Annotated in this window: 18 protein-coding genes and 1 tRNA gene; 9 read left to right on the forward strand and 10 right to left on the reverse strand. The window is 61.7% G+C overall.

Annotated features, from left to right (window positions below):
* The first annotated feature begins 93 nt into the window (after window positions 1-93).
* The gene (locus tag ABMC89_RS06770) at window positions 94-1950 is read left to right on the forward strand and encodes an ABC transporter ATP-binding protein (protein ID WP_349566499.1); all 1857 of its coding nucleotides are present in this window, start codon (window positions 94-96) and stop codon (window positions 1948-1950) included.
* A 2-nt stretch (window positions 1951-1952) separates the two neighbouring features.
* Here the strand turns inward: ABMC89_RS06770 and ABMC89_RS06775 are convergent, their stop codons facing one another.
* Window positions 1953-2630, reverse strand: coding sequence for a TIGR04283 family arsenosugar biosynthesis glycosyltransferase (locus tag ABMC89_RS06775; protein ID WP_349566501.1), 678 nt, complete (start codon window positions 2628-2630; stop codon window positions 1953-1955).
* Window positions 2631-2700: 70 nt separating this feature from the next.
* Here ABMC89_RS06775 and ygfZ point away from each other — a divergent pair, with 70 nt between their 5' ends.
* Window positions 2701-3438: a CAF17-like 4Fe-4S cluster assembly/insertion protein YgfZ gene (ygfZ, locus tag ABMC89_RS06780; RefSeq protein ID WP_349566503.1), complete on the forward strand. Its 738-nt coding sequence runs from the start codon at window positions 2701-2703 to the stop codon at window positions 3436-3438.
* Between the two features lie 60 nt (window positions 3439-3498).
* Here ygfZ and efp read toward each other — a convergent pair whose 3' ends face one another.
* The gene (gene efp / locus ABMC89_RS06785) at window positions 3499-4062 is read right to left on the reverse strand and encodes an elongation factor P (protein ID WP_349568539.1); all 564 of its coding nucleotides are present in this window, start codon (window positions 4060-4062) and stop codon (window positions 3499-3501) included.
* Here efp and ABMC89_RS06790 point away from each other — a divergent pair.
* Window positions 3976-4284 (forward strand): hypothetical protein, encoded by a 309-nt coding sequence (locus tag ABMC89_RS06790; protein WP_349568638.1) that lies wholly within the window; start codon window positions 3976-3978, stop codon window positions 4282-4284. The two genes, efp and ABMC89_RS06790, sit on opposite strands and share 87 nt — an antisense overlap.
* Complete coding sequence (locus ABMC89_RS06795) at window positions 4281-4601, forward strand: DUF6280 family protein (RefSeq protein ID WP_349566505.1); 321 nt, start codon at window positions 4281-4283, stop codon at window positions 4599-4601. Before ABMC89_RS06790 ends, ABMC89_RS06795 begins: the two co-directional genes overlap by 4 nt.
* A 79-nt stretch (window positions 4602-4680) precedes the next feature.
* On the opposite strand, the gene ABMC89_RS06800 is transcribed toward ABMC89_RS06795, so the two are convergent.
* On the reverse strand, window positions 4681-5256 hold the full coding sequence (locus ABMC89_RS06800) for a cobalamin biosynthesis protein CobQ (protein WP_349566508.1): 576 nt from the start codon (window positions 5254-5256) through the stop codon (window positions 4681-4683).
* Window positions 5257-5321: 65 nt separating this feature from the next.
* Between ABMC89_RS06800 and ABMC89_RS06805 the strand changes: the two genes are divergently transcribed.
* Window positions 5322-6791 (forward strand): cobyric acid synthase, encoded by a 1470-nt coding sequence (locus ABMC89_RS06805; protein WP_349566510.1) that lies wholly within the window; start codon window positions 5322-5324, stop codon window positions 6789-6791.
* 6 nt (window positions 6792-6797) lie between these two features.
* Here the strand turns inward: ABMC89_RS06805 and ABMC89_RS06810 are convergent, their stop codons facing one another.
* From ABMC89_RS06810 to ABMC89_RS06820, 3 genes are all read right to left on the reverse strand, one after another.
* Window positions 6798-7988 carry a hypothetical protein gene (locus ABMC89_RS06810; RefSeq protein ID WP_349566512.1) on the reverse strand — a complete coding sequence of 397 codons (1191 nt, stop codon included), beginning with the start codon at window positions 7986-7988 and terminating at the stop codon, window positions 6798-6800.
* Window positions 7989-8109: 121 nt separating this feature from the next.
* The gene (locus tag ABMC89_RS06815) at window positions 8110-9537 is read right to left on the reverse strand and encodes a TolC family outer membrane protein (RefSeq protein WP_349566514.1); all 1428 of its coding nucleotides are present in this window, start codon (window positions 9535-9537) and stop codon (window positions 8110-8112) included.
* An 89-nt stretch (window positions 9538-9626) separates the two neighbouring features.
* Window positions 9627-10280: a protein-L-isoaspartate O-methyltransferase family protein gene (locus tag ABMC89_RS06820; protein ID WP_349566516.1), complete on the reverse strand. Its 654-nt coding sequence runs from the start codon at window positions 10278-10280 to the stop codon at window positions 9627-9629.
* A gap of 175 nt (window positions 10281-10455) precedes the next feature.
* Here ABMC89_RS06820 and ABMC89_RS06825 point away from each other — a divergent pair.
* The 3 genes from ABMC89_RS06825 to ABMC89_RS06835 all read left to right on the forward strand — a co-directional run bounded on the left by ABMC89_RS06825 (window position 10456) and on the right by ABMC89_RS06835 (window position 12646).
* Window positions 10456-10529 (forward strand) — tRNA-Cys (locus ABMC89_RS06825).
* A 321-nt stretch (window positions 10530-10850) separates the two neighbouring features.
* On the forward strand, window positions 10851-12125 hold the full coding sequence (locus ABMC89_RS06830; RefSeq protein WP_349566518.1) for an HD domain-containing protein: 1275 nt from the start codon (window positions 10851-10853) through the stop codon (window positions 12123-12125).
* The gene (locus tag ABMC89_RS06835) at window positions 12125-12646 is read left to right on the forward strand and encodes a hypothetical protein (protein ID WP_349566520.1); all 522 of its coding nucleotides are present in this window, start codon (window positions 12125-12127) and stop codon (window positions 12644-12646) included. Before ABMC89_RS06830 ends, ABMC89_RS06835 begins: the two co-directional genes overlap by 1 nt.
* Window positions 12647-13098: 452 nt before the next feature.
* Here ABMC89_RS06835 and ABMC89_RS06840 read toward each other — a convergent pair whose 3' ends face one another.
* Entirely contained in the window at window positions 13099-14496 is a 1398-nt protein-coding gene (locus ABMC89_RS06840) for a pyridoxal phosphate-dependent decarboxylase family protein (RefSeq protein ID WP_349566522.1), read from the reverse strand.
* Window positions 14497-14655: 159 nt separating this feature from the next.
* On the opposite strand from ABMC89_RS06840, the gene ABMC89_RS06845 reads away from it, so the two are divergent.
* Entirely contained in the window at window positions 14656-15582 is a 927-nt protein-coding gene (locus ABMC89_RS06845) for a formylglycine-generating enzyme family protein (protein ID WP_349566524.1), read from the forward strand.
* A gap of 52 nt (window positions 15583-15634) precedes the next feature.
* On the opposite strand, the gene ABMC89_RS06850 is transcribed toward ABMC89_RS06845, so the two are convergent.
* From ABMC89_RS06850 to ABMC89_RS06860, 3 genes are read right to left on the reverse strand one after another with little or no spacing between them, the layout of a single operon-like run.
* The gene (locus ABMC89_RS06850) at window positions 15635-16732 is read right to left on the reverse strand and encodes an ABC transporter ATP-binding protein (protein WP_349566526.1); all 1098 of its coding nucleotides are present in this window, start codon (window positions 16730-16732) and stop codon (window positions 15635-15637) included.
* 4 nt (window positions 16733-16736) lie between these two features.
* Window positions 16737-17627: a carbohydrate ABC transporter permease gene (locus tag ABMC89_RS06855; protein WP_349566528.1), complete on the reverse strand. Its 891-nt coding sequence runs from the start codon at window positions 17625-17627 to the stop codon at window positions 16737-16739.
* Complete coding sequence (locus ABMC89_RS06860) at window positions 17620-18492, reverse strand: carbohydrate ABC transporter permease (RefSeq protein ID WP_349566530.1); 873 nt, start codon at window positions 18490-18492, stop codon at window positions 17620-17622. Before ABMC89_RS06860 ends, ABMC89_RS06855 begins: the two co-directional genes overlap by 8 nt.
* Between the last annotated feature and the right edge of the window lie 30 nt (window positions 18493-18522).

Here is an 18522-nt window from a genome sequence, read left to right on the forward strand (position 1 = left end):
TGCGCGCGCCCGTCAATCGCGGGCCTTGCTTGCCCCTGTCCCGCACGGCCGATAGACTGCGCCGATTGAACGCCCCAATCCAAAGGCCCCGGAATGAGCGCAGAAACATATACCTCCGGCCAGTTGATGCGCTGGCTCTGGCGGGACTATCTGCGCAAGCACATGGGCAAGCTGGCGATCGCGCTGATCTTCATGATCATCGAAGGATCGACCTTGGGCGCCATGGCAAAGCTGATGGAGCCGATGTTCGACCGCGTGTTCGTCGCCGGCAACGGATCGTGGCTGTGGATCGTGGCGCTGGTTCTGATGGGGATCTTCGTGCTGCGCGCGATCTCGTCGGTTGCGCAAAAGGTGCTGCTGACACGCATTTCGCAACGCTCCGCAGCGGATATGCGCATTGACCTGCTGGACCGGATGATGTTGCAGGACGGCGCCTTTCACCAGGATCACCCGCCGGGATTTCTGGTTCAACGGGTCCAGTCGGACGTCAACGCCGTCAACGATGTCTGGCGCGCGATCATCACCGGCGCGGGCCGCGATTTCATCGGGCTGCTTGTGTTGTTGGGTGTGGCGATCTCCATCGACTGGGTCTGGGCGCTGCTGGCATGTATCGGCATCCCCGTGATGGTCCTGCCCGCCGCCTTCGCACAGCGCTTCGTGCGCCGCCGCGCCCGTGAGGCCCGCGATCTGGGCGCCACGCTGTCGACGCGACTGGACGAGGTTTTCCACGGGATCGTACAGATCAAGCTGAACGCGCTGGAGGCCTATCAGGCCCGGCAATACCGCGACATCACGCGCATTTTCGTGCGTACCGAGGTCCGCACCGCTTTCGGCAACTCCGCCATTCCGGCGATGATCGATATCATCTCGGGCATCGGGTTCATGGCCGTGATTCTCTACGGCGGGAACGAGATCATCACCGGCGACAAGACCATCGGCCAGTTCATGACCTTTTTCACGGCGATGGGCTTCACCTTCAACCCGCTGCGGCGTCTGGGTGCGATCAGCGGCCAGTGGCAGACCGCCGCCGCCGCGCTTGAGCGGATCAAGGAACTGCTGGACGCCCCCGTCAATCTGACCTCGCCCGAAACACCGCAAAAGGCGCCGGAGGGAACGCCGGATATCGCACTGGAAAACGTCACCCTGCGCTTCGGCGACACGCCCGTGCTGCGCGACTTGTCCTTGCGGGCCGAGGCCGGCCAGACGACCGCGCTGGTCGGGGCGTCGGGGGCGGGAAAGTCGACGATCTTCAACCTGCTGACGCGGCTTCTCGACCCGCAGGAGGGCGATGTGCGCATCGGGGGCGTATCCACCCGCGACATGTCCATTCCCGATCTCAGGCAGCTGTTCTCGGTGGTGAGCCAGGAGGCGCTGCTGTTCGATGAAACCCTGCGCGAGAATATCGTTCTGGGGCGCACCGATGTCAGCGATGAGGCCCTGAAGAAGGTTCTGGACGCCGCCCATGTATCGGATTTCCTGCCGAACCTCAGCGACGGGCTGAACACCCGCGTGGGCCCGCGCGGATCGTCACTGTCGGGCGGACAGCGCCAGCGGGTTGTGATCGCCCGCGCGCTTCTGCGCGACACCCCGATCCTGCTGCTGGACGAGGCGACCTCGGCGCTGGACGCGCAATCGGAGAAGATCGTCCAGAGCGCGCTCGACCGTCTGTCCAAGGGGCGCACGACGGTGGTGATCGCGCACCGGCTCAGTACCATTCAGGGCGCCGACAAGATCGTCGTGATGGACCGCGGCCGCGTCGTGGACGAAGGCACGCACGAGGAACTGCTGTCGCGCGGCGGCATCTACGCCGATCTTTACCGGCTTCAGTTCAAGGACGGGAAAACCGTTTCGGACCGTCCGCGCGGCGCGCTCGCACGCTTTGCCGATCCCGCGCCGGGCGAGGAACAGATGACCCTGATCCAGCGCGTGGCGCAGCGGCTGTTCGGCTGATCCTAGCGGCGGTAGGCGGCGGCCAGACGGTCCGGCGACACGCCCGCGCCATAGCGCGCGAGGGTCCACAGGTTCCGCGCACCGCGACGCATCCAGCCCTGTTTGCGGTACTTGGACGCCGAAGTGACAGCCACCCCGTCGAGTTCGGCGAACCGCCCCTTCAGCTTGCCCGCCATCGCCACATCCTCCATCAGGGGCTGATCGGGATACCCTCCGATCGCATCGTAAAGAGCGCGCGAGATCAACAGGCCCTGATCGCCATAGGGCAATCCCATCCGGCTGCGCAGGTTCGCCCACGACGCCACCGCCGAGGGGGCAAACCCACGCTGGTCGAAGGCCAGCCGGAACCAGCCCGCGTCGTCCGAGGTTTCCAGATGCCGGGCCACGGTTTCGCTCCAGCCCGCGCGCAGGACGGTATCTGCGTGCAGGACCAGCAGCCATTCGCCACGCGCCTCGGCCACGGCGCGGCGCAGCTGTCCTCCCCTGCTGGGCGGGCCGTGCAGAACCTCGGCCCCCCATGCCTGTGCCACCGCACCAGTGGCATCGTCGGACCCGCCATCGCTGACGATCAGCTCGCGGATCAATCCCGCATCGAGCCCTTCCATCAACGCGGTGAAACAGGCGGCAAGCGCGGGTTCGGCATTCAGCGTGGGTACGATGACGGACAGTCTTGCGGGCATGCGGTGTCTGCGCCCCTTTCGTCGGAAATTTGCGTCGCTATATAGAGTGTACCAGAAAAAGGACAGTGCCATGACCCTCCGCAAGATCCTCCGCCTCTCTGGGAAAGACACCCGCGATTTCCTGCAAGGGCTGATCACCAACGATATCGCAAAACTGGACCACGGGCTGGTCTACGCGGCGATCCTCACCCCGCAGGGCAAGTACCTCGCCGACTTCTTTCTACAGGCCGACGGCGACGACGTGCTGCTGGATGCGGATATCACGCAGGCCGATGCCCTGCTCCAGCGCTTGTCGATGTACAAGCTGCGCGCCGATGTCACGATCACGCCGACCGACTTGCATGTGCACCGGGGTCTGGGGGAGCGTCCGGCGGATGCTCTGGACGATCCGCGCACGCCCGCACTGGGCTGGCGTGCGCTGCGAGAGACGCCGCAAACCGACGACACGACAGACTGGGACGCGATCCGGGTTGAAAATCTGGTTCCCGCAGCCGGTCGCGAACTGACGCCGGACAGTTTTATCCTTGAAATGGGGTTCGAGCGTTTGAACGGCGTGGATTTCCGCAAGGGATGCTATGTCGGTCAGGAAGTCACCGCGCGGATGAAGCACAAGACCGAGCTGCGCAAAGGCCTCGCACGGGTCGCGCTGGAGGGGCTTGCCGAACCGGGCGCGGAAATCCTGTCTTCGGGAAAACCCGCGGGCACGCTGCACACACGATCGGGCAATACCGCGCTGGCCTATCTGCGGTTCGACCGCGCGGGCGGTGATCTGGTCGCGGCGGACGCGAGCCTGACGCGCATCGACTGAAGGAAGCGAAAAACGCGGCCCCCGAGGGCCGCGTTTTCTGTCTCAGACACACGTCGCGGGTTAGGCGCGTTCGACGTATTCCATTGTTTCGGTGTTGACGATGATATCCTCGTCCTGCCCCACGAAGGGCGGCACGCTGATCTTGATACCGTTGTCCAGAATTGCCGGTTTGAAGCTGTTCGCGGCAGTCTGGCCTTTCACGACCGGCTCGGTCTCGACGATCTTGCAGGTCACCTTCTGCGGCAGCGACGCGTTCAGCGCTTCGCTTTCGTGGTATTCCACGACGATCATCATACCGTCCTGCAAGAAGGGGCGCCGCTCTCCGAGAAGGTCGGCCGGAACCTGTACCTGCTCGTAGGTGTCGGTATCCATCACGACGAGCATCCCGTCGTCTTCGTATAGGAACTGCTGGTCCTTCTGCTCGAGACGCACGCGCTCCACCTTGTCGGCGCTGCGGAAACGCTCGTTCAGTTTGGAGCCGTTACGGAGATTTTTCATCTCAACTTGCGCAAACGCCCCACCTTTGCCCGGTTTCACATGGTCGACCTTAACAGCCGCCCAAAGACCGCCATTATGTTCCAATACGTTTCCCGGGCGGATCTCGTTTCCGTTGATTTTTGGCATTTGATGAAACTCTGGCAAAAGGTTGATGAAAGTTTGACGAGCCCTATATCTGGTGTTGGGGTGGGGCGCAAGATAGCCCCCTTCGTGCTGCACGCGCAGAAAGCCATGCAAGAAACGCATAGGCGCCATGCGCAAATGGGGTATCCGAATCGCTCTTTATCTGTCAGAAGGTCCAGACGCCAAAATGACAAGAGCAAGAATAACGAAAGGACGACGAAGTGAACGATTTCGTTGATGGCACAGCATTCAATAACGAACAAGGTAACCGCGCCCGGAAACTTTTCGCAGCCGTTGTACTGGCTGCTCTGGACGATGCAATTGCTGACGACAAGAAGTACGGCAATGGCCCCGAGCAGATCGCCCGCTGGGCGCGCTCGCGTGACGGTCGCGAAGTATTGAGCTGCGCCGGTATCGACCCGAACGAGCGGGTTGTCGAAGGTCTGATGACTTTCGTTGGTAAAGGTGTGCGGACCTCCGTCGCCCTCAGCCGCGAAGAGTCCGAGCGTCGCAATGCGGCACTGCAGGCCGAAGCAGCCTGATCCCGATCGGGATTCTAGAATCAAAAAGACGCGGACCTTTCGGTCCGCGTCTTTTTCTTTACGGGTCTGCGCCGCCTTCTCAGGGGCTGAACACGTAAACCCAGACCCAAGAGACCGAAAGCTCGGCCACAAGTGCCAGCACCGCGATCCCGCTGATCCACCAGCCCGCCCGCAACATCACGATGCGCACGGCGGCAACCGCCGATAGCACAACCTCGACCGGACTGACCCAGCCCGCACCCTGCGCAGGGTCCCAATAGCTGAACGGACTTCGGAACACCCAGTCGCTGACCGGCCAGAAATGCGCGCGAGCGTCATCGTGGTGAAGCGGAAAATCAAGAGCGAGATGCAGCACCCCTGCCCCTGCAAAGGCGATCAGGATCGGGCTGCGCCGGATCAGTGCCACTGCGAGAAGAAGCCCCCAGAGGATGAACGAGTTGTCGATCGCGAAGACGGTTTGCCACGCGTCCGAATAGTACAACTCGCGAAACACGATCTCGGGCGCGTAGCCGAAAACGTAGAGAGCCCCACCCGCCAACAGATACAGCGACAGATCGGGCAAGAGCGATCCGGCCATTGCCGCCGCGATGACCCTGCGGTCGCCACCCCGCCCGAAAACCGCCGTGCCCAGCAAAAGATGCGCAGGCGTGTTCATGAATGCCTCTTCCCCTTCAATCGCAGTTGCGTCAGTTTGCCGGACGCAGCCTATCGGAGGACAAGATGGCAAAAGCGATCATGATACAAGGCACCGGCAGCAATGTCGGAAAGTCGATGATCGTCGCAGGCATTCTGCGGGCCTTGCGCGCGCGCGGCCTGACCGTCCGGCCGTTCAAGCCGCAGAATATGTCCAACAACGCCGCCGTCACCGCCGATGGTGGCGAGATCGGGCGCGCGCAGGCGTTGCAGGCGCGTGCCTGTGGTGTCGCACCGCATACGGATATGAACCCGATTCTTCTGAAACCCCAGACCGCGACGGGGGCGCAGGTGATCGTACAGGGGCAGGTCGCAGGCCATCAGGAAGCCAAGGCTTTCGGCAAGAACAAGCAGGCGCTGATGCCAGCGGTTCTGGATAGCTTTCACCGCCTCGCCGACAGCTGCGACATGATCGTCGTCGAAGGCGCAGGATCTCCCGCCGAAACGAACCTGCGCCATGGTGACATTGCCAACATGGGCTTTGCCCGTGCGGCACGGGTGCCGGTGATCCTGATGGGCTGTATCGACCGCGGCGGAGTGATCGCACAGATCGTGGGCACCAAGGCGGTGCTGTCGGATGCCGACAACGCGCTGATAAGGGGCTTTGCCGTCAACAAGTTTCGCGGCGACCGCAGCCTCTTCGATGCGGGGCGCGACGACATCGTTGCCCGCACGGGTTGGCCCAGCCTCGGGGTGATCCCGTGGTTCGACCGTGCCGCGCGGCTGCCCGCCGAAGATGTGATGGACCTGCCCGCACGCGCCCGCTCCGGCGGTGCGGGGATCGTTGTCGCGGTGCCGCAATTGCCGCGGATCTCGAACTTTGACGATCTCGACCCGCTCGCCGCCGAACCGGGCGTCGATCTGCGGATCGTGCCGCCCGGCACCCCCCTCCCCGCCGAGGCGGACCTGATCCTGCTGGTCGGCAGCAAGTCCACCATCGCCGATCTGACCGCCCTGCGCGCCGAAGGCTGGGACGTGGACATCGCCGGCCACATCCGGCGCGGCGGACAGGTGTTGGGCCTCTGCGGTGGCTACCAGATGCTGGGACGCACGCTCAGCGATCCCGAAGGCATCGAAGGGCCCGCCGGAACCGTCGCGGGATTGGGCCATCTCGACGTGGAAACCGTGCTTGAACCGAAGAAGAACCTTGCTCTGCGCTCGGGGACCGATCTGGCCTCTGGTGCAGCGCTCAGCGGGTACGAGATTCACATGGGGGCGACCCGCGGCCCCGATTGCGAACGACCCTGGCTGACATTGGAAGGTACGCCGGAAGGCGCGGCATCCCGCAGCGGTCAGGTGCGGGGATGCTATCTCCACGGGATATTCGCGTCCGACAGCTTTCGCGCGGCATTTCTTGAAACGCTCGGCGCGCAGTCTTCGGTTGCATTCGAAGAGGGCGTCGAAGACACGCTCGACAGGCTCGCAGCCCACGTCGAGGCCTATTTCGACATCGACATGCTGATCGCATCGGCGGCAGAGGTTCAGTCCGAAGGCTGAGCCGTATTATTCGAGGTCTTGTGCCGTCAGCGCGCGGTGGATTTCGCGGCGCACGAGTTTGCGCACGTTGCGTGTGATCCGTTCGCCCAGCGCGCCCTGAAGTTCGGCGCGGACAATTTCGCTGACCAGATCGCGCAGGGTTTCCTCGTCCATCAACCCGTCGTCCAGCGTCAGCGTATCCTCTTCGTCCGCGTCGGCAGCGCGTGCGGTATCGACTGCGGCCTGCGCTTCGCGCGCGGCGTGCTGGAAAGGCTCGCGTTCGTCCGGTTGCTCGCGCAGCGGGGTGCCGCGTGCATCAAGCTCAACGTCATCCTCCCACGCAAGTGCCGGATTTTCGGAGTGAATGATATCCTCCGCCTCGTCACCGTCCGGTTCGAAATCTTGACGGATGGCACCGATGGCTGTCTCCAGCGCGGCGATCTTCGAGGTCAGCGAGGTGTCGAAAAAGGTCTCTTGGCTGTCCGCCTCCGGCGCAGGGCGCGGCGCGGCATCTACCCTGTCGCCGCCATCATCGGACAGCTTGGGGCGGAAGATCGTCGCAGAGCGCAGCCGCTGCGTGAACGCCGCGATATCGGGCGCGTCGTCTTCGGATGGAGCGGTATCGCCCTCCGAGGCAGTCTGCTCGGCATCGGTGTCGATAAAGGGCGCCTCGGCAGGTTCGTTGGCCAATGCGGACAGAACCGCATCCTCGATGCCCTCGGGCTGCGCGCGCGTGTCCTCCGGCTGGTTCTGGTCGTCATCGGCGGGATCATCGTCCTCCCAGTAGCTGGCGGATGAATAATCCCCCTCGCCCTCGTCCTCCAGGACATCCTCTGCCCCGTATGCCTGCGCTTCTTCGTCTTCGGCAGTCTCCCGCTCGGTCGGGGCTGTCGTATCCGGGACGGTCAATTCGTCTGAGAAAAGCGTATCGGGCTGCGTATCCGCATCCCCGTCGGAGGGTGCCAGCACGGCTTCGTCGAGGATCAGCGGCTCTGCCGTGTCCTCTTCTTGCGCTGTGTCGGACGCGTCGGGATTCGCCACGCGCAATGCGGGTGTCAGCACCAGCTTGTCCTGCGACGCCGCGCGCGCGGCAGGCTGTGCCCGCTCCGGCGCGGCGGGGCTGCGCATCCCTGCAAGGGGCCGCTTGTCTTCCGAAACCAACCTGCGGATCGAAGACAGGACGTCCTCTACCTCATCCTGTGTGACGGGCTTTGACATAAATCACCACTCTCTGCTCGACCAGAAGGATAGCCTCACCTGCGGATTCCCACAATGGGGCGGAAAGATAGGAAAAAGATTAAATCGCGCTGTTGCCGAACAACCGTGCGCGATCCCCGGTTCAGTCGCGTTGCAAGCGCTTGAGAACCCTGTCCAATTGCGCGCCCTGCTTCGACGTGCTGGTTGGGCTGTCCTTGACCAGATTGTAATATTCCGCCGGATCGTACAGCTGCACGGGCAAGGCAAGGCTGCGCGCGGTCAGCTGCCCTGTCGAGGCCAGCACCGCATAGGCGGCCACGTAGAGTTGCGACTGCGCCGAGATCAGCGTCGCCTGCGCATCGAGCAGCGCCTGCTCTGCGTCCAGCACGTCCAGCGTGGTGCGCGCGCCGAGCGTTGCTTCCTCGCGGACCCCGCGAAAGGCGATACGCGCGGCGCGCACCTGCCGTTCGGAGGCTTCGATAGAGGCCCGCGCCGACGTCAGGCTGGCATAGGCGTTGCCGACATTCTGCTGGATGTTATGGCGTACCACGTGCAGGTTGCCGCGCTGCGCGTCGCGCTGTGCGATTGCACGGCGCACCGTCGAAGACCGCAGCCCGCCCTGGTACAGCGTGCCGCCCGCAACCACGCCGACGGAGCCGCCGGTGCTGAAATTGCTCGAATCGAGGTTTTCGGAAAGCGACAGGGACCCTTGCAGGCTGACGGTTGGCTTCTTCGCGGCCTCAGCCTGGCGAATGAACAATTCGGCAGCGGCCACCTGATGCTGCACGGCGCGCAGATCGGGATGCTGGCGCACCGCCTGCATCTTTGCCGCTTCGAGGTCGTTGCCGATGTTGGGCAGGCGCGGAGGCGGGTTCAATTGTCCGGGCGCGCGCCCGACGACATTGCGAAATTCCTCTACCGCGATCAGGTAGTTACCCTGCGCCGTGGCAAGGCCGCTGCGGGCCTGAGCAAGCTGCGCCTCGGCGAGGGCCACATCGGTGCGGGTCACTTCGCCGACTTCGAACCGGTTACGGGCCGCGCGCAGTTCCTGTGTCAGCACCCGCAGGTTGTTCTGCCGCAGCGATACGAATTCGCTGGCCTCGATGACGCCCATATAGGCCTGCACCGCGCGGAAAAGAACCTGCTGTTCAACTCCGATCAGCGACGACCGCGTTGCCAGCACCGTTTCCTTGGTTGCCTCGATCCGGAAGGCCGTCGCGCCAAAATCGTAGAGCAGCAGTTCGGCAATCAGCGAGGCACTTGCACGCAGGCTGTCGGTGTCCTGCACGCCGAAGGCCGGCGACGTGCGGCTGCGCCCGTACTGCTGGCTTACTTCCGCCGTCCAGCGGACCACAGGTTCAAGCGCGGCACTGGCCGATGCGACATCCTCGTCCGCAGCGCGCAGCAACGCGCGGTTCTGTACCAGAAGGCCCGAATGGTTGTAGGCGCTGACCAGCGCATCAGCGAGCGTTTCCGCTTTTGCCGGAACCGTTACGGCAAGACCGGCGATACCGATGCACAGGATGCCCGCGCCGCGTTTGAAGCGATGTGCCACTCGTTTGGTGTACATGGTCGGATCCCCGGATCGATGGCCTAGAATTGCCGTTTGTGGATGTGGAAATATGTCACTCTAATCTGGATCACCGCCGATTGAGCCCCTCACAGGGTGAAGGCGCGCTCTTTCGCGAACCCCGGCAGGATCGGTGCCGTCGCGTTGAAAGCGCGGCGCCAGCTGAAGTCTTCGCCACGCCTGTAGCCGACGCGCACTTCGCCCAGCTCGCCTTGCATGAAGAGCGCGGCAATCCGCCCCCCGTCCTTGACCTGCGCAAGCAGGCTGCCGGGGATCTGGCCGACGCCCCCTTGCAGGATGATCACGTCGTAGGGCCCGTGTTCGGCAGCCCCGGCGACAAGGTCACCGTGCTGCACGACGGCGTTGTCCGCACCGGCTTCGACAAGCGCCTCCTGCGCTTCCTGCGCAAGGCTCTCGTCCTGTTCAACTGCGATCACCGCCTCGGCCATGCGCGCGATGACGGCGGTGGAATACCCCATGCCACAACCGATATCGAGCACTAGCTCGTCGCCCTCGATGTTCAGCGCATCCAGCATCTTGGCAAGCGTGCGCGGCTCAAGCACCACACGCCCCTGCCCCAGTGCAAGGTTCTCCCCGACATAGGCCGCTTCGCGCTGCGCGGACGGAACGAAATCCTCGCGGGCGATACTCAGCATCGCATCGATGATGGGAAACTTGGTGACGTCCGACGGGCGCACTTGCGTGTCTACCATCATCGTCCGGCGGGCGGCAAAGTCTGTCATGGGGATCAGCCTGTTCTGTCCAGAATCCTGTTTTCGCGAATGTGCCATATCCGGTCCGCAGCGGCAACGGCAGTTGAACGGATCGGTTCATTTCGGCAACACCGGCCGAACGCCCGGCGCGCGCGATCTTCCCACTTGCGGTACCAGGATCAGCGGTCTATAGCGATGCCACTTCGGCGAGTTGGCGGAGTGGTTACGCAGCGGATTGCAAATCCGTGTACACCGGTTCGATTCCGGTACTCGCCTCCACAATCTTTTCAATGACTTAGATAGCACTTGCCTGACGCGCAGGTTTTTCGTCTAAGCAGGCCGTCTAAGCTTTCTCCGTTTGTTCCCACCGCGATCACTGGTAGTCGGCAGGTCGACAATCACCATATGCTGGAACCGCATACAAAATATGCTAATGCTTGACTGAATCGTTTTTAGTGTAGAACATAGGCGGAACAAACGTTGGTGGTGCAGCGCGTTAGAGACCCGATCCATGACCTGATTGAGTTTGACACATCGGACCAACTGGAACGGGTAGTTTGGCAAATTGTGCAAAGCGCACCTTTCCAGCGACTTCGTCGTGTGAAGCAACTTGGGTTTTCTGAACTTGTCTATCCGGGGGCAACGCATACGCGGTTTGCACACAGCATAGGTGTTTTTCACACTGCAAGAGAGTTGATGAAGATCGTGCGTGAGCGGGTTGAGGAACAAAATCAGACGAGGGAAATGACCGCATTGGCCGCAGCTATGGTTCATGACGTGGGCCATGGGCCATTCAGTCATGCATTTGAAACGGTCGGCAAACGTCTAGGACTCAAACTCGCCGACCATGAGGTCATGAGCGACGAACTGATCCGCAATGGTGAAATTGCCCAAATCTTAAATGACGGATTTGAAGATGGCTTCGCGGGCAACGTTGCGAATATGATCAAGAAGGAAGGAAAGATCACGCTGCACAATTCGGTGGTTTCCAGCCAGTTTGATGCCGATCGGCTTGACTACATGCAGCGCGACAGGATGATGACAGGTAGCAAGCACTCCGCCATCGACCTTACTTGGTTGCGCGCGAACCTCGAAATTGGCGAAGTCGAAGTTGGCGTGGATGAAGAAGCTATTGGCAAAGTGCCAACGTTTGTGATTGGCCCGAAAGCGGTTCAAGCCGCCGAAGCCTACGTATTGGGGCTCTTTCAGCTTTATCCGACAATTTACTTCCACAAAGCCACACGTGGGGCGGAGAAGATTTTCGCAGAAATTCTGGTTCGCATTGTCCAGTTGGTTGCTGATGACGCTACCAGCAAAACAGGGCTACCGGCCAATCATCCATTGGTCCGCTTTGCCAAAGACCCCGAAGCGCTCGATACTGCGCTCGCTCTCGATGACACCGTAGTGTGGGGGGCTCTTCAGCTTTTGAAGGAAGCACCCGACGACCTACTTTCTCAATTCGCAGAGCGCCTCCTTGGCCGCAAGCTATACAAGTGCTTCGACGTTCGCACTGCGGTTGCGCACGCATGCGATCCCGACAATCGTCAAGATGAACAAGATATAGAAAAAATCGAAAAATCTTGTGCAAATGTGCTTCTAAAGCTACAAGACTGGCAAAACGAACAAGGGGGTATCGTCCCGCGCCTCATCACCGATGAGGCTGTACGAAAGCCCTACAAGACAGGCGGCGGCGGCAGTGGTCCAACTGAACAGATCAACGTGCGTACGGATGGTGGTCAGTTGATTGACCTTCGCCAGCGCTCCGAAATCGTGCGTTCGTTGAGCGTTTTCAAGCTTACACGTGTCTATCATGATGTCTCAGATGACGACGCCAAATCTGTGATACAAGATATTATTGACGGGGAGGTCAACTGATGTCCGGATTTAAGATTCAGGAAGTTGCTCAGATTATCAGAGATGCTGGTGGTCAGGTGGTGGGTCGAACAAGGCTGCAGAAGATCGCTTACTTGTTTTTTGCAACAGGGTTGGACGACAGCTTCAGGTTTGCATACAAGCACTACGGGCCATTTAGTGAGGACTTAGCGTCTTCAGCGAAAATCGGTGCATTGGTTGGCGAATTTGAAGAGCGTCAAGAGCAAGCCTCATGGGGTGGCACTTATTCGACCTATTCAGCCAACACCGCTTCTCAGGTGAGTGCTGATTCTGCACGACAAGAACTCGCGCGCCTTTGTTCATCGGTTGACTCCGTTGTGCTGGAGCTGGCAGCGACTGCTGTGTTCCTTTCACACGATGGGTACCCGGACCCTTGGCAAGAGACCGCAAACCGAAAGCCAGACAAATCAACAGCAGATCGTGTTGCAAAAGCAAAGTCCCTATTGTCAGATTTGGCTAAAATCCAAACACCGGTTGAACTTCCGGCTGCAGCTGTTGCATGAGACCATGAGCGGGTGTTTCGCTGCGGATATTTGCGTCTAAACATTCACGTTTTGTCCGCCGATTTCGGCGGACAAATCTACGCAAAACTCTGAACAAAACCAACTACATCCGGATTCTTGCAAATCCGTGTACAGGAGTTCGAATCTCCTACTCGCCTCCATTTACTTTAAATGGCTTAGCGGATCACGCGATCCAGTGCCGCTAACTTGCGCACCCCCGCACCCCTGACAGCTTTTACTGCACATTTGCAGTCCGAATTTTTTGCCAATACCCACATTGTCGCGCAAATCGTTCACAAATCACTGACCAAGTGGCGTCGGTAATCGCCACCAAGTACATCGGCGATGATGTACCGGGCGTTTACTGGAAGAGCGTGATTAATGCCCTAAGAACCTAAAAAAATCCGCGCCGGGGCACTTAGCAGCGGGGGCGGACGGAAAAGAGGCGCGCTCTAGGTGATCCGGCTGTGAACCTCGGCGATCACATCGCGGGCCAGCATGACGTCCTCCCGGGTCGTGTCGAACTGGCCAACCTGAAACCGGATCACCTTGCGCCCTTGGTGCATACCTTGGGTGAGGTAGATGCGTCCGTCATCATTCAGCGCATCGACCAGTACCTGCTGCGCTGCATCATCGCCCCTGCACCGGAACGAAAACAGGCTCAGGATCGGATCGGTCACGATGTCGAAATCGGGCAGCGCACGCAGCGCCTCGCAAAGCTCCTGCGCCCAGAGAACGTGGTTGCGGATGCGGCCGCGCAAGGCCTCCAGCCCGTAGGAGCGCAGCAAAAACCAGATCTTCAGCGCCCGGAACCGTCGCCCCAACGGGATCGTCCATTCCGAATAATTCGTGACGGCCTCTCCGCTTGTGCGCAGGTATTCCGGCTCGATCTTGAGCGTGTTGAGCTGGGCGGAAGGATCGCGCAGGAATTGCACCGAGCAGTCGAATTGCGCGCCGAGCCACTTGTGCGGATTGAACACGATGCTGTCGAAACCGTCCGCCCCGTTCCAGTATTGCGCACGAAACTCGGGGCAGATCATCGCGGCCCCCGCCCAGGCGGCATCGAGGTGGGTATAGAGATCGTATGTCTTTGCCACCTTGTGCAGCGCCGCCAGATCGTCGCAGGCCCCTACCCCCGTGCCGCCGGTAATCGCGATCAGGCCCGCGGGCGTGTGCCCTGCGTCGATGTCCTCGCGGATCGCCCGGTCGAGCGCCTGCGCATCCATGCCGAAATCTTTCCCCGTTCCCGGCAGTTTGACCAGATTGTCCTGTCCGATGCCCGCCACCCAACAGGCGCGGTCGATGGACGAATGCACCTGATCGGAACAATAGATACGCAGCGCCCCCTTGCCTGCTAGCCCTTCGCGGTTGCCGGTAAAGCCCGTTGCACGCTCGCGCATCGTCAGCACGGCAGAAAGGGTACCCGAGGAGGCACTGTCCTGAATGACACCGGTGTACCCGTCCGGCAGGTCGAGCGCCTGCCGCAGCCAGTCCACCATCACCCCTTCGATTTCCGTCGCGGCGGGGGAGGTCTGCCACAGCATGCATTGCGCCGAAACGGTATTGACCAGCATTTCCGCCAGCATCGACGGGGGCGTCGCGTTGGCAGGGAAATAGGCAAAGAAGCGTGGATGCTGCCAGTGGGTCATGCCGGGCATCACGACAGTGTTGAAATCCGCAAGGATCCTCTCCATCGCTTCACCGGTTTCAGGGGGCACAGGCGCGATCTGGCGCGCGATGTCGCCCTGCGCTGTTTGCGCGCGCACCGGACGGTCGCGCAGGTCCTGATGGTACCGCGCGCCCCATTGCGCGATATGGCTGCCCCAGCGCGCGTATTCGTCCCAATCCATATCCGGTCCTCTCGCGTTTCCGGCGATACACCGGCAGCGTCGATTTTTCGCTGCCGCCAGCCGCTCCGATTTTTCCTACCCGCTCGGGCGTTACAGGTCGAGAAGGTTGCGCCGCACGGCACGGTCGACCGACCCCGGCCATGGTGGTAGATCTGCCCCATGACATGCTGTCCCTCTTCCGCGCGCCCCCAAGGCAGCCCCGACCCCATCCGCTTTGCGCCCGCGCAGCGTGATCTGTCCGACCGTGTAACACTGCCCGGGGGCAGTTTCCGCATGGGCACGGATGACAAGATCCTGCCGCAGGACGGCGAATACCCTGCCCGCAAGACACGGCTGCGCCCTTTTGCGATCGACAGCTGCGCCGTCACGGCGGCACGCTTTGCGCGCTTCATCGACGACACGGGCTACACCACAGACGCCGAAAGCTTCGGCTGGAGCTTTGTCTTCCACGGGCTTATGGACCGGCCCGAAGACCACGAGCCCCTTGCGGGGCTGGAATGGTGGCGCAAGGTCGACGGCGCGTGCTGGCGCACCCCCGAAGGCCCCGCCACCGATCTGGAAGGGCGCGAGGAGCACCCCGTCACCCATGTCTCTTGGCGCGACGCCACGGCGTTTGCGTCCTGGGCCGGAGGGCGCCTGCCGACCGAGGCAGAGTGGGAGTTCGCGGCCCTCGGCGGACGGGAAACGGCGCGCTATCCTTGGGGCGATGAAGATCCGCAGGACACCGGGTTCCTGCCCTGCAATATCTGGCAGGGGCGGTTTCCCGACCACAATACCGGCGCGGACGGATATCGCGGCACTGCCCCCGCTTGCAGCTTCGCGCCAAACGGCTACGGTCTCTACAATATGGTCGGCAATACCTGGGAATGGACGGCAGACCGCTTTCGCATCCGGTCCGTCGCGAAAGCGGCCAAGATCAGGAACGCCGAAGCGGCCCGTACGGATGCCCGCACGGTCAAGGGCGGCTCTTTCATTTGCCACCGGAGCTATTGTTATCGCTACCGGATTGCCGCGCGCAGTTCCAACACCCCGGATACGACCCTCAGCCACACGGGGTTTCGCCTGTGCTATGACGTCAGGACGTGAAATCAGGGGCTATCATCCGGCGGGCCGCGCAGCGCACGGCCAAAACCGACCGTCAGTTTACCCGCAATCCGGTATCCGGCGCGAAATAGCTGACTTTCGCCAGATCAAAGGCCAGCCGCTTGGGCGCGCCCGCGCGGGCGTTGGTTTCCGCATGAAGGCGCGCGGTGACGTGTTTGCCGCCCAGTTGCAGCACCGCGTAGGTGTCCGCGCCCGCCGGTTCGAGGATATCGATCACGCATTCGGCTTCCTGCGCGTCCTGCCCGCCGCGCAGGTCGGGGTCGGCGATGTCCTCGGGGCGGACACCGATGATGACATCCTCCGGCAGATCGCGGTTGCGCCGGTCGGTCAGCACCACGGGCGCCGCCCCTTCGCGCGCAATCTCGATCCGGGTGCCGTCGCCGTCCGCGCGGCATTTTGCCGGGATCAGGTTCATCGCGGGGCTGCCCATGAAATCCGCCACAAACAGGTTTGCGGGCCGGTTGTATATCTCGGAGGGGCTGCCGATCTGCTGGATCACACCGCCCTTCATCACGACGATCTTGGTGGCCAGTGTCATGGCCTCGATCTGGTCGTGGGTGACATAGACCATGGACGCGCCGAGCCTCTGGTGCAGGGCCTTGATCTCGGTGCGCATCTCGACTCGCAGCTTGGCGTCGAGGTTGCTGAGCGGTTCGTCGAACAGAAAGAGCTTGGGGTCACGCACCAGCGCACGGCCCATGGCGACCCGCTGGCGCTGGCCACCCGACAACTGGCCCGGCCGCCGGTTGAGCAGCGGTTCGATCTGCAATTGCGCCGCGACCTGTTTGAGCTTTTCGGCCTGCGTCGCCGCATCGACCCCGCGCACCTTCATGCCGAAGGTGATGTTCTTGGCCACCGTCATTGTCGGATAAAGCGCGTAGGACTGGAACACCATCGCGATATCGCGGTCCTTGGGGCTGACATTGGTCATGTTGCGCCCACCGATGTGCAGATCGCCGCCGGTGATCGGCTCCAGCCCCGCGATGCAGTTCAGCAGCGTGGACTTCCCGCACCCCGACGGGCCGACCAGCACGAGGAAATCGCCCTCGTCGATGCTGACGTTGATGTCCTTCAGCACCTCGGTCGCGCCGTAGTTCTTGAACAATTTGTTGATTTCGAGGATGGGGGCCATTGCGTTATCCCTTCACGGAACCGGCGGTCAGACCGCGGATGAAATATTTGCCGGCGACGACATAGACCAGAAGCGTCGGCAGGGCGGCGATGATCGCTGCGGCCATGTCGACGTTGTATTCCTTCACGCCGGTGGTCGAATTGACGATGTTGTTGAGCGCGACCGTCACCGGCTGCGTCCCCGCCTGGCTGAACGACACACCGAAGAGGAAATCGTTCCAGATCTGCGTGAACTGCCAGATGACCGTAACCACGATGATCGGCAGCGAGAGCGGCAGGAAGATCGACCAGAAGATGCGGAAAAATCCCGCCCCGTCGACCTTGGCCGCCTTGGTCAGCTCGGACGGGATCGACACGTAATAATTGCGGAAGAACAGCGTGGTAAATCCAAGGCCATAGATCACGTGGACAAAGATCAGGCCCGGGATCGTGCCCGCGACACCCATCAGCCCCAGCATCCGCGCCATCGGCAGCAGGACCACCTGAAACGGGATGAAACAGCCAAACAGCATCAGCGAGAAGATGATGTTCGCCCCGCGAAAGCGCCACTGCGCCACGACAAATCCGTTCAGCGCACCCAGAAGCGTCGATATCGCCACCCCTGGAACCGCGATCAGGACCGAGTTCCAGAAATAGGGGCGCATCCCTTCGCATTGCACGCCGGTACAGGCGCCCGACCATGCGGTGGCCCATGCATCGAAGGTAATCTCGCGCGGCAGGGCGATCAGGTCGCCCGTGCGGATCTCTTCCAGGCTTTTGAGCGATGTCGTGACCATCACGAAAAGCGGCATCAAGTAGAACAGCGCGAAGAGACCCAGCAGCAGGTAGAGGATCCAGCGCAGGATCACCTTGCCGGTGCGGCGCTCCGATCGGGTGGCGAGTGCGGCATCAGTCATCACGCGTCCTCAACTCGGAATATAGGTAGGGTACGACGATGGCGAAAACGACCATCATCATGACCATTGCCGAACTGGCCGCCTGCCCGATATCGCCGCGCGAAAACGCCATGGCGTACATGTAGGTGGCGGGCAGATCGGTGGCATAGCCCGGCCCGCCGCCCGTCAGGGCGATCACCAGATCGAAGCTCTTGATGGCGAGGTGGCTCAGCACGATGAAGGCGGACAGGAAAATTGGCGCCATGGAGGGTAGGATGATCGCCGTATAGACGCGCCATGTGGGAATGCCGTCGACCTGCGCGGCCTTGATGATCTCGCCGTCCACGGACCGCAACCCGGCCAGAAACAGCGCCATGACGAAACCCGAGCTCTGCCAGATGGCCGCCAGCACGATGGTATAGATCGCCATATCCGGATCGACGAGCCAGTCGAACTCGAAGGTCTCGAAACCCCAGCCCTGCACGGTCTTCTCGATCCCCAGACCGGGGTTGAGGATCCATTTCCACGCTGTGCCCGTCACGATCATCGACAGCGCCATGGGGTAGAGATAGATCGTTCGGAGCGCGCCTTCGGTGCGGATGTTCTGATCCAGCAGGATCGCCAGAACCAACCCCAGCACCATCGCGATAACGATGAACAGCGCGCCGAAAATGAACAGGTTGTTCAGCGCCGTGTCCCACCGCGGGGACGCAAACAGCCGATCATACTGGATCAGCCCCTCGATCTCGTAGCGCGGCATCAGCCGCGAGCGTGTCAGCGACACCCAGGCCGTCCAGCCGATAAATCCGTAGACGAAAACCAGCACGGCAATGAACGACGGTGCCAGCACCAGTTTCGGCGTGTTCTCTTCGAGCCATTTGGTCATGGGATTGGTCCCTTCGGGGGAAATCTCCGC

Source organism: Sulfitobacter sp. HNIBRBA3233 (genome assembly GCF_040149665.1).
Lineage (GTDB): Bacteria > Pseudomonadota > Alphaproteobacteria > Rhodobacterales > Rhodobacteraceae > Sulfitobacter > Sulfitobacter marinivivus.

What these genes read in the sequence shown, in the direction of transcription:
- ABMC89_RS06800 (WP_349566508.1), bottom strand. Translation starts at nt 5,256, where the DNA reads ATGAACACGCCTGCGCATCTTTTGCTGGGCACGGCGGTTTTCGGGCGG.
- ABMC89_RS06810 (WP_349566512.1), bottom strand. Translation starts at nt 7,988, where the DNA reads ATGTCAAAGCCCGTCACACAGGATGAGGTAGAGGACGTCCTGTCTTCG.
- ABMC89_RS06820 (WP_349566516.1), bottom strand. Translation starts at nt 10,280, where the DNA reads ATGACAGACTTTGCCGCCCGCCGGACGATGATGGTAGACACGCAAGTG.
- ABMC89_RS06860 (WP_349566530.1), bottom strand. Translation starts at nt 18,492, where the DNA reads ATGACCAAATGGCTCGAAGAGAACACGCCGAAACTGGTGCTGGCACCG.
- ABMC89_RS06840 (WP_349566522.1), bottom strand. Translation starts at nt 14,496, where the DNA reads ATGGATTGGGACGAATACGCGCGCTGGGGCAGCCATATCGCGCAATGG.
- ABMC89_RS06805 (WP_349566510.1), top strand. Translation starts at nt 5,322, where the DNA reads ATGGCAAAAGCGATCATGATACAAGGCACCGGCAGCAATGTCGGAAAG.
- ABMC89_RS06770 (WP_349566499.1), top strand. Translation starts at nt 94, where the DNA reads ATGAGCGCAGAAACATATACCTCCGGCCAGTTGATGCGCTGGCTCTGG.
- ABMC89_RS06850 (WP_349566526.1), bottom strand. Translation starts at nt 16,732, where the DNA reads ATGGCCCCCATCCTCGAAATCAACAAATTGTTCAAGAACTACGGCGCG.
- ABMC89_RS06835 (WP_349566520.1), top strand. Translation starts at nt 12,125, where the DNA reads ATGTCCGGATTTAAGATTCAGGAAGTTGCTCAGATTATCAGAGATGCT.
- ABMC89_RS06790 (WP_349568638.1), top strand. Translation starts at nt 3,976, where the DNA reads ATGGTCGACCTTAACAGCCGCCCAAAGACCGCCATTATGTTCCAATAC.
- ABMC89_RS06855 (WP_349566528.1), bottom strand. Translation starts at nt 17,627, where the DNA reads ATGACTGATGCCGCACTCGCCACCCGATCGGAGCGCCGCACCGGCAAG.
- ABMC89_RS06775 (WP_349566501.1), bottom strand. Translation starts at nt 2,630, where the DNA reads ATGCCCGCAAGACTGTCCGTCATCGTACCCACGCTGAATGCCGAACCC.
- efp (WP_349568539.1), bottom strand. Translation starts at nt 4,062, where the DNA reads ATGCCAAAAATCAACGGAAACGAGATCCGCCCGGGAAACGTATTGGAA.
- ygfZ (WP_349566503.1), top strand. Translation starts at nt 2,701, where the DNA reads ATGACCCTCCGCAAGATCCTCCGCCTCTCTGGGAAAGACACCCGCGAT.
- ABMC89_RS06815 (WP_349566514.1), bottom strand. Translation starts at nt 9,537, where the DNA reads ATGTACACCAAACGAGTGGCACATCGCTTCAAACGCGGCGCGGGCATC.
- ABMC89_RS06845 (WP_349566524.1), top strand. Translation starts at nt 14,656, where the DNA reads ATGACATGCTGTCCCTCTTCCGCGCGCCCCCAAGGCAGCCCCGACCCC.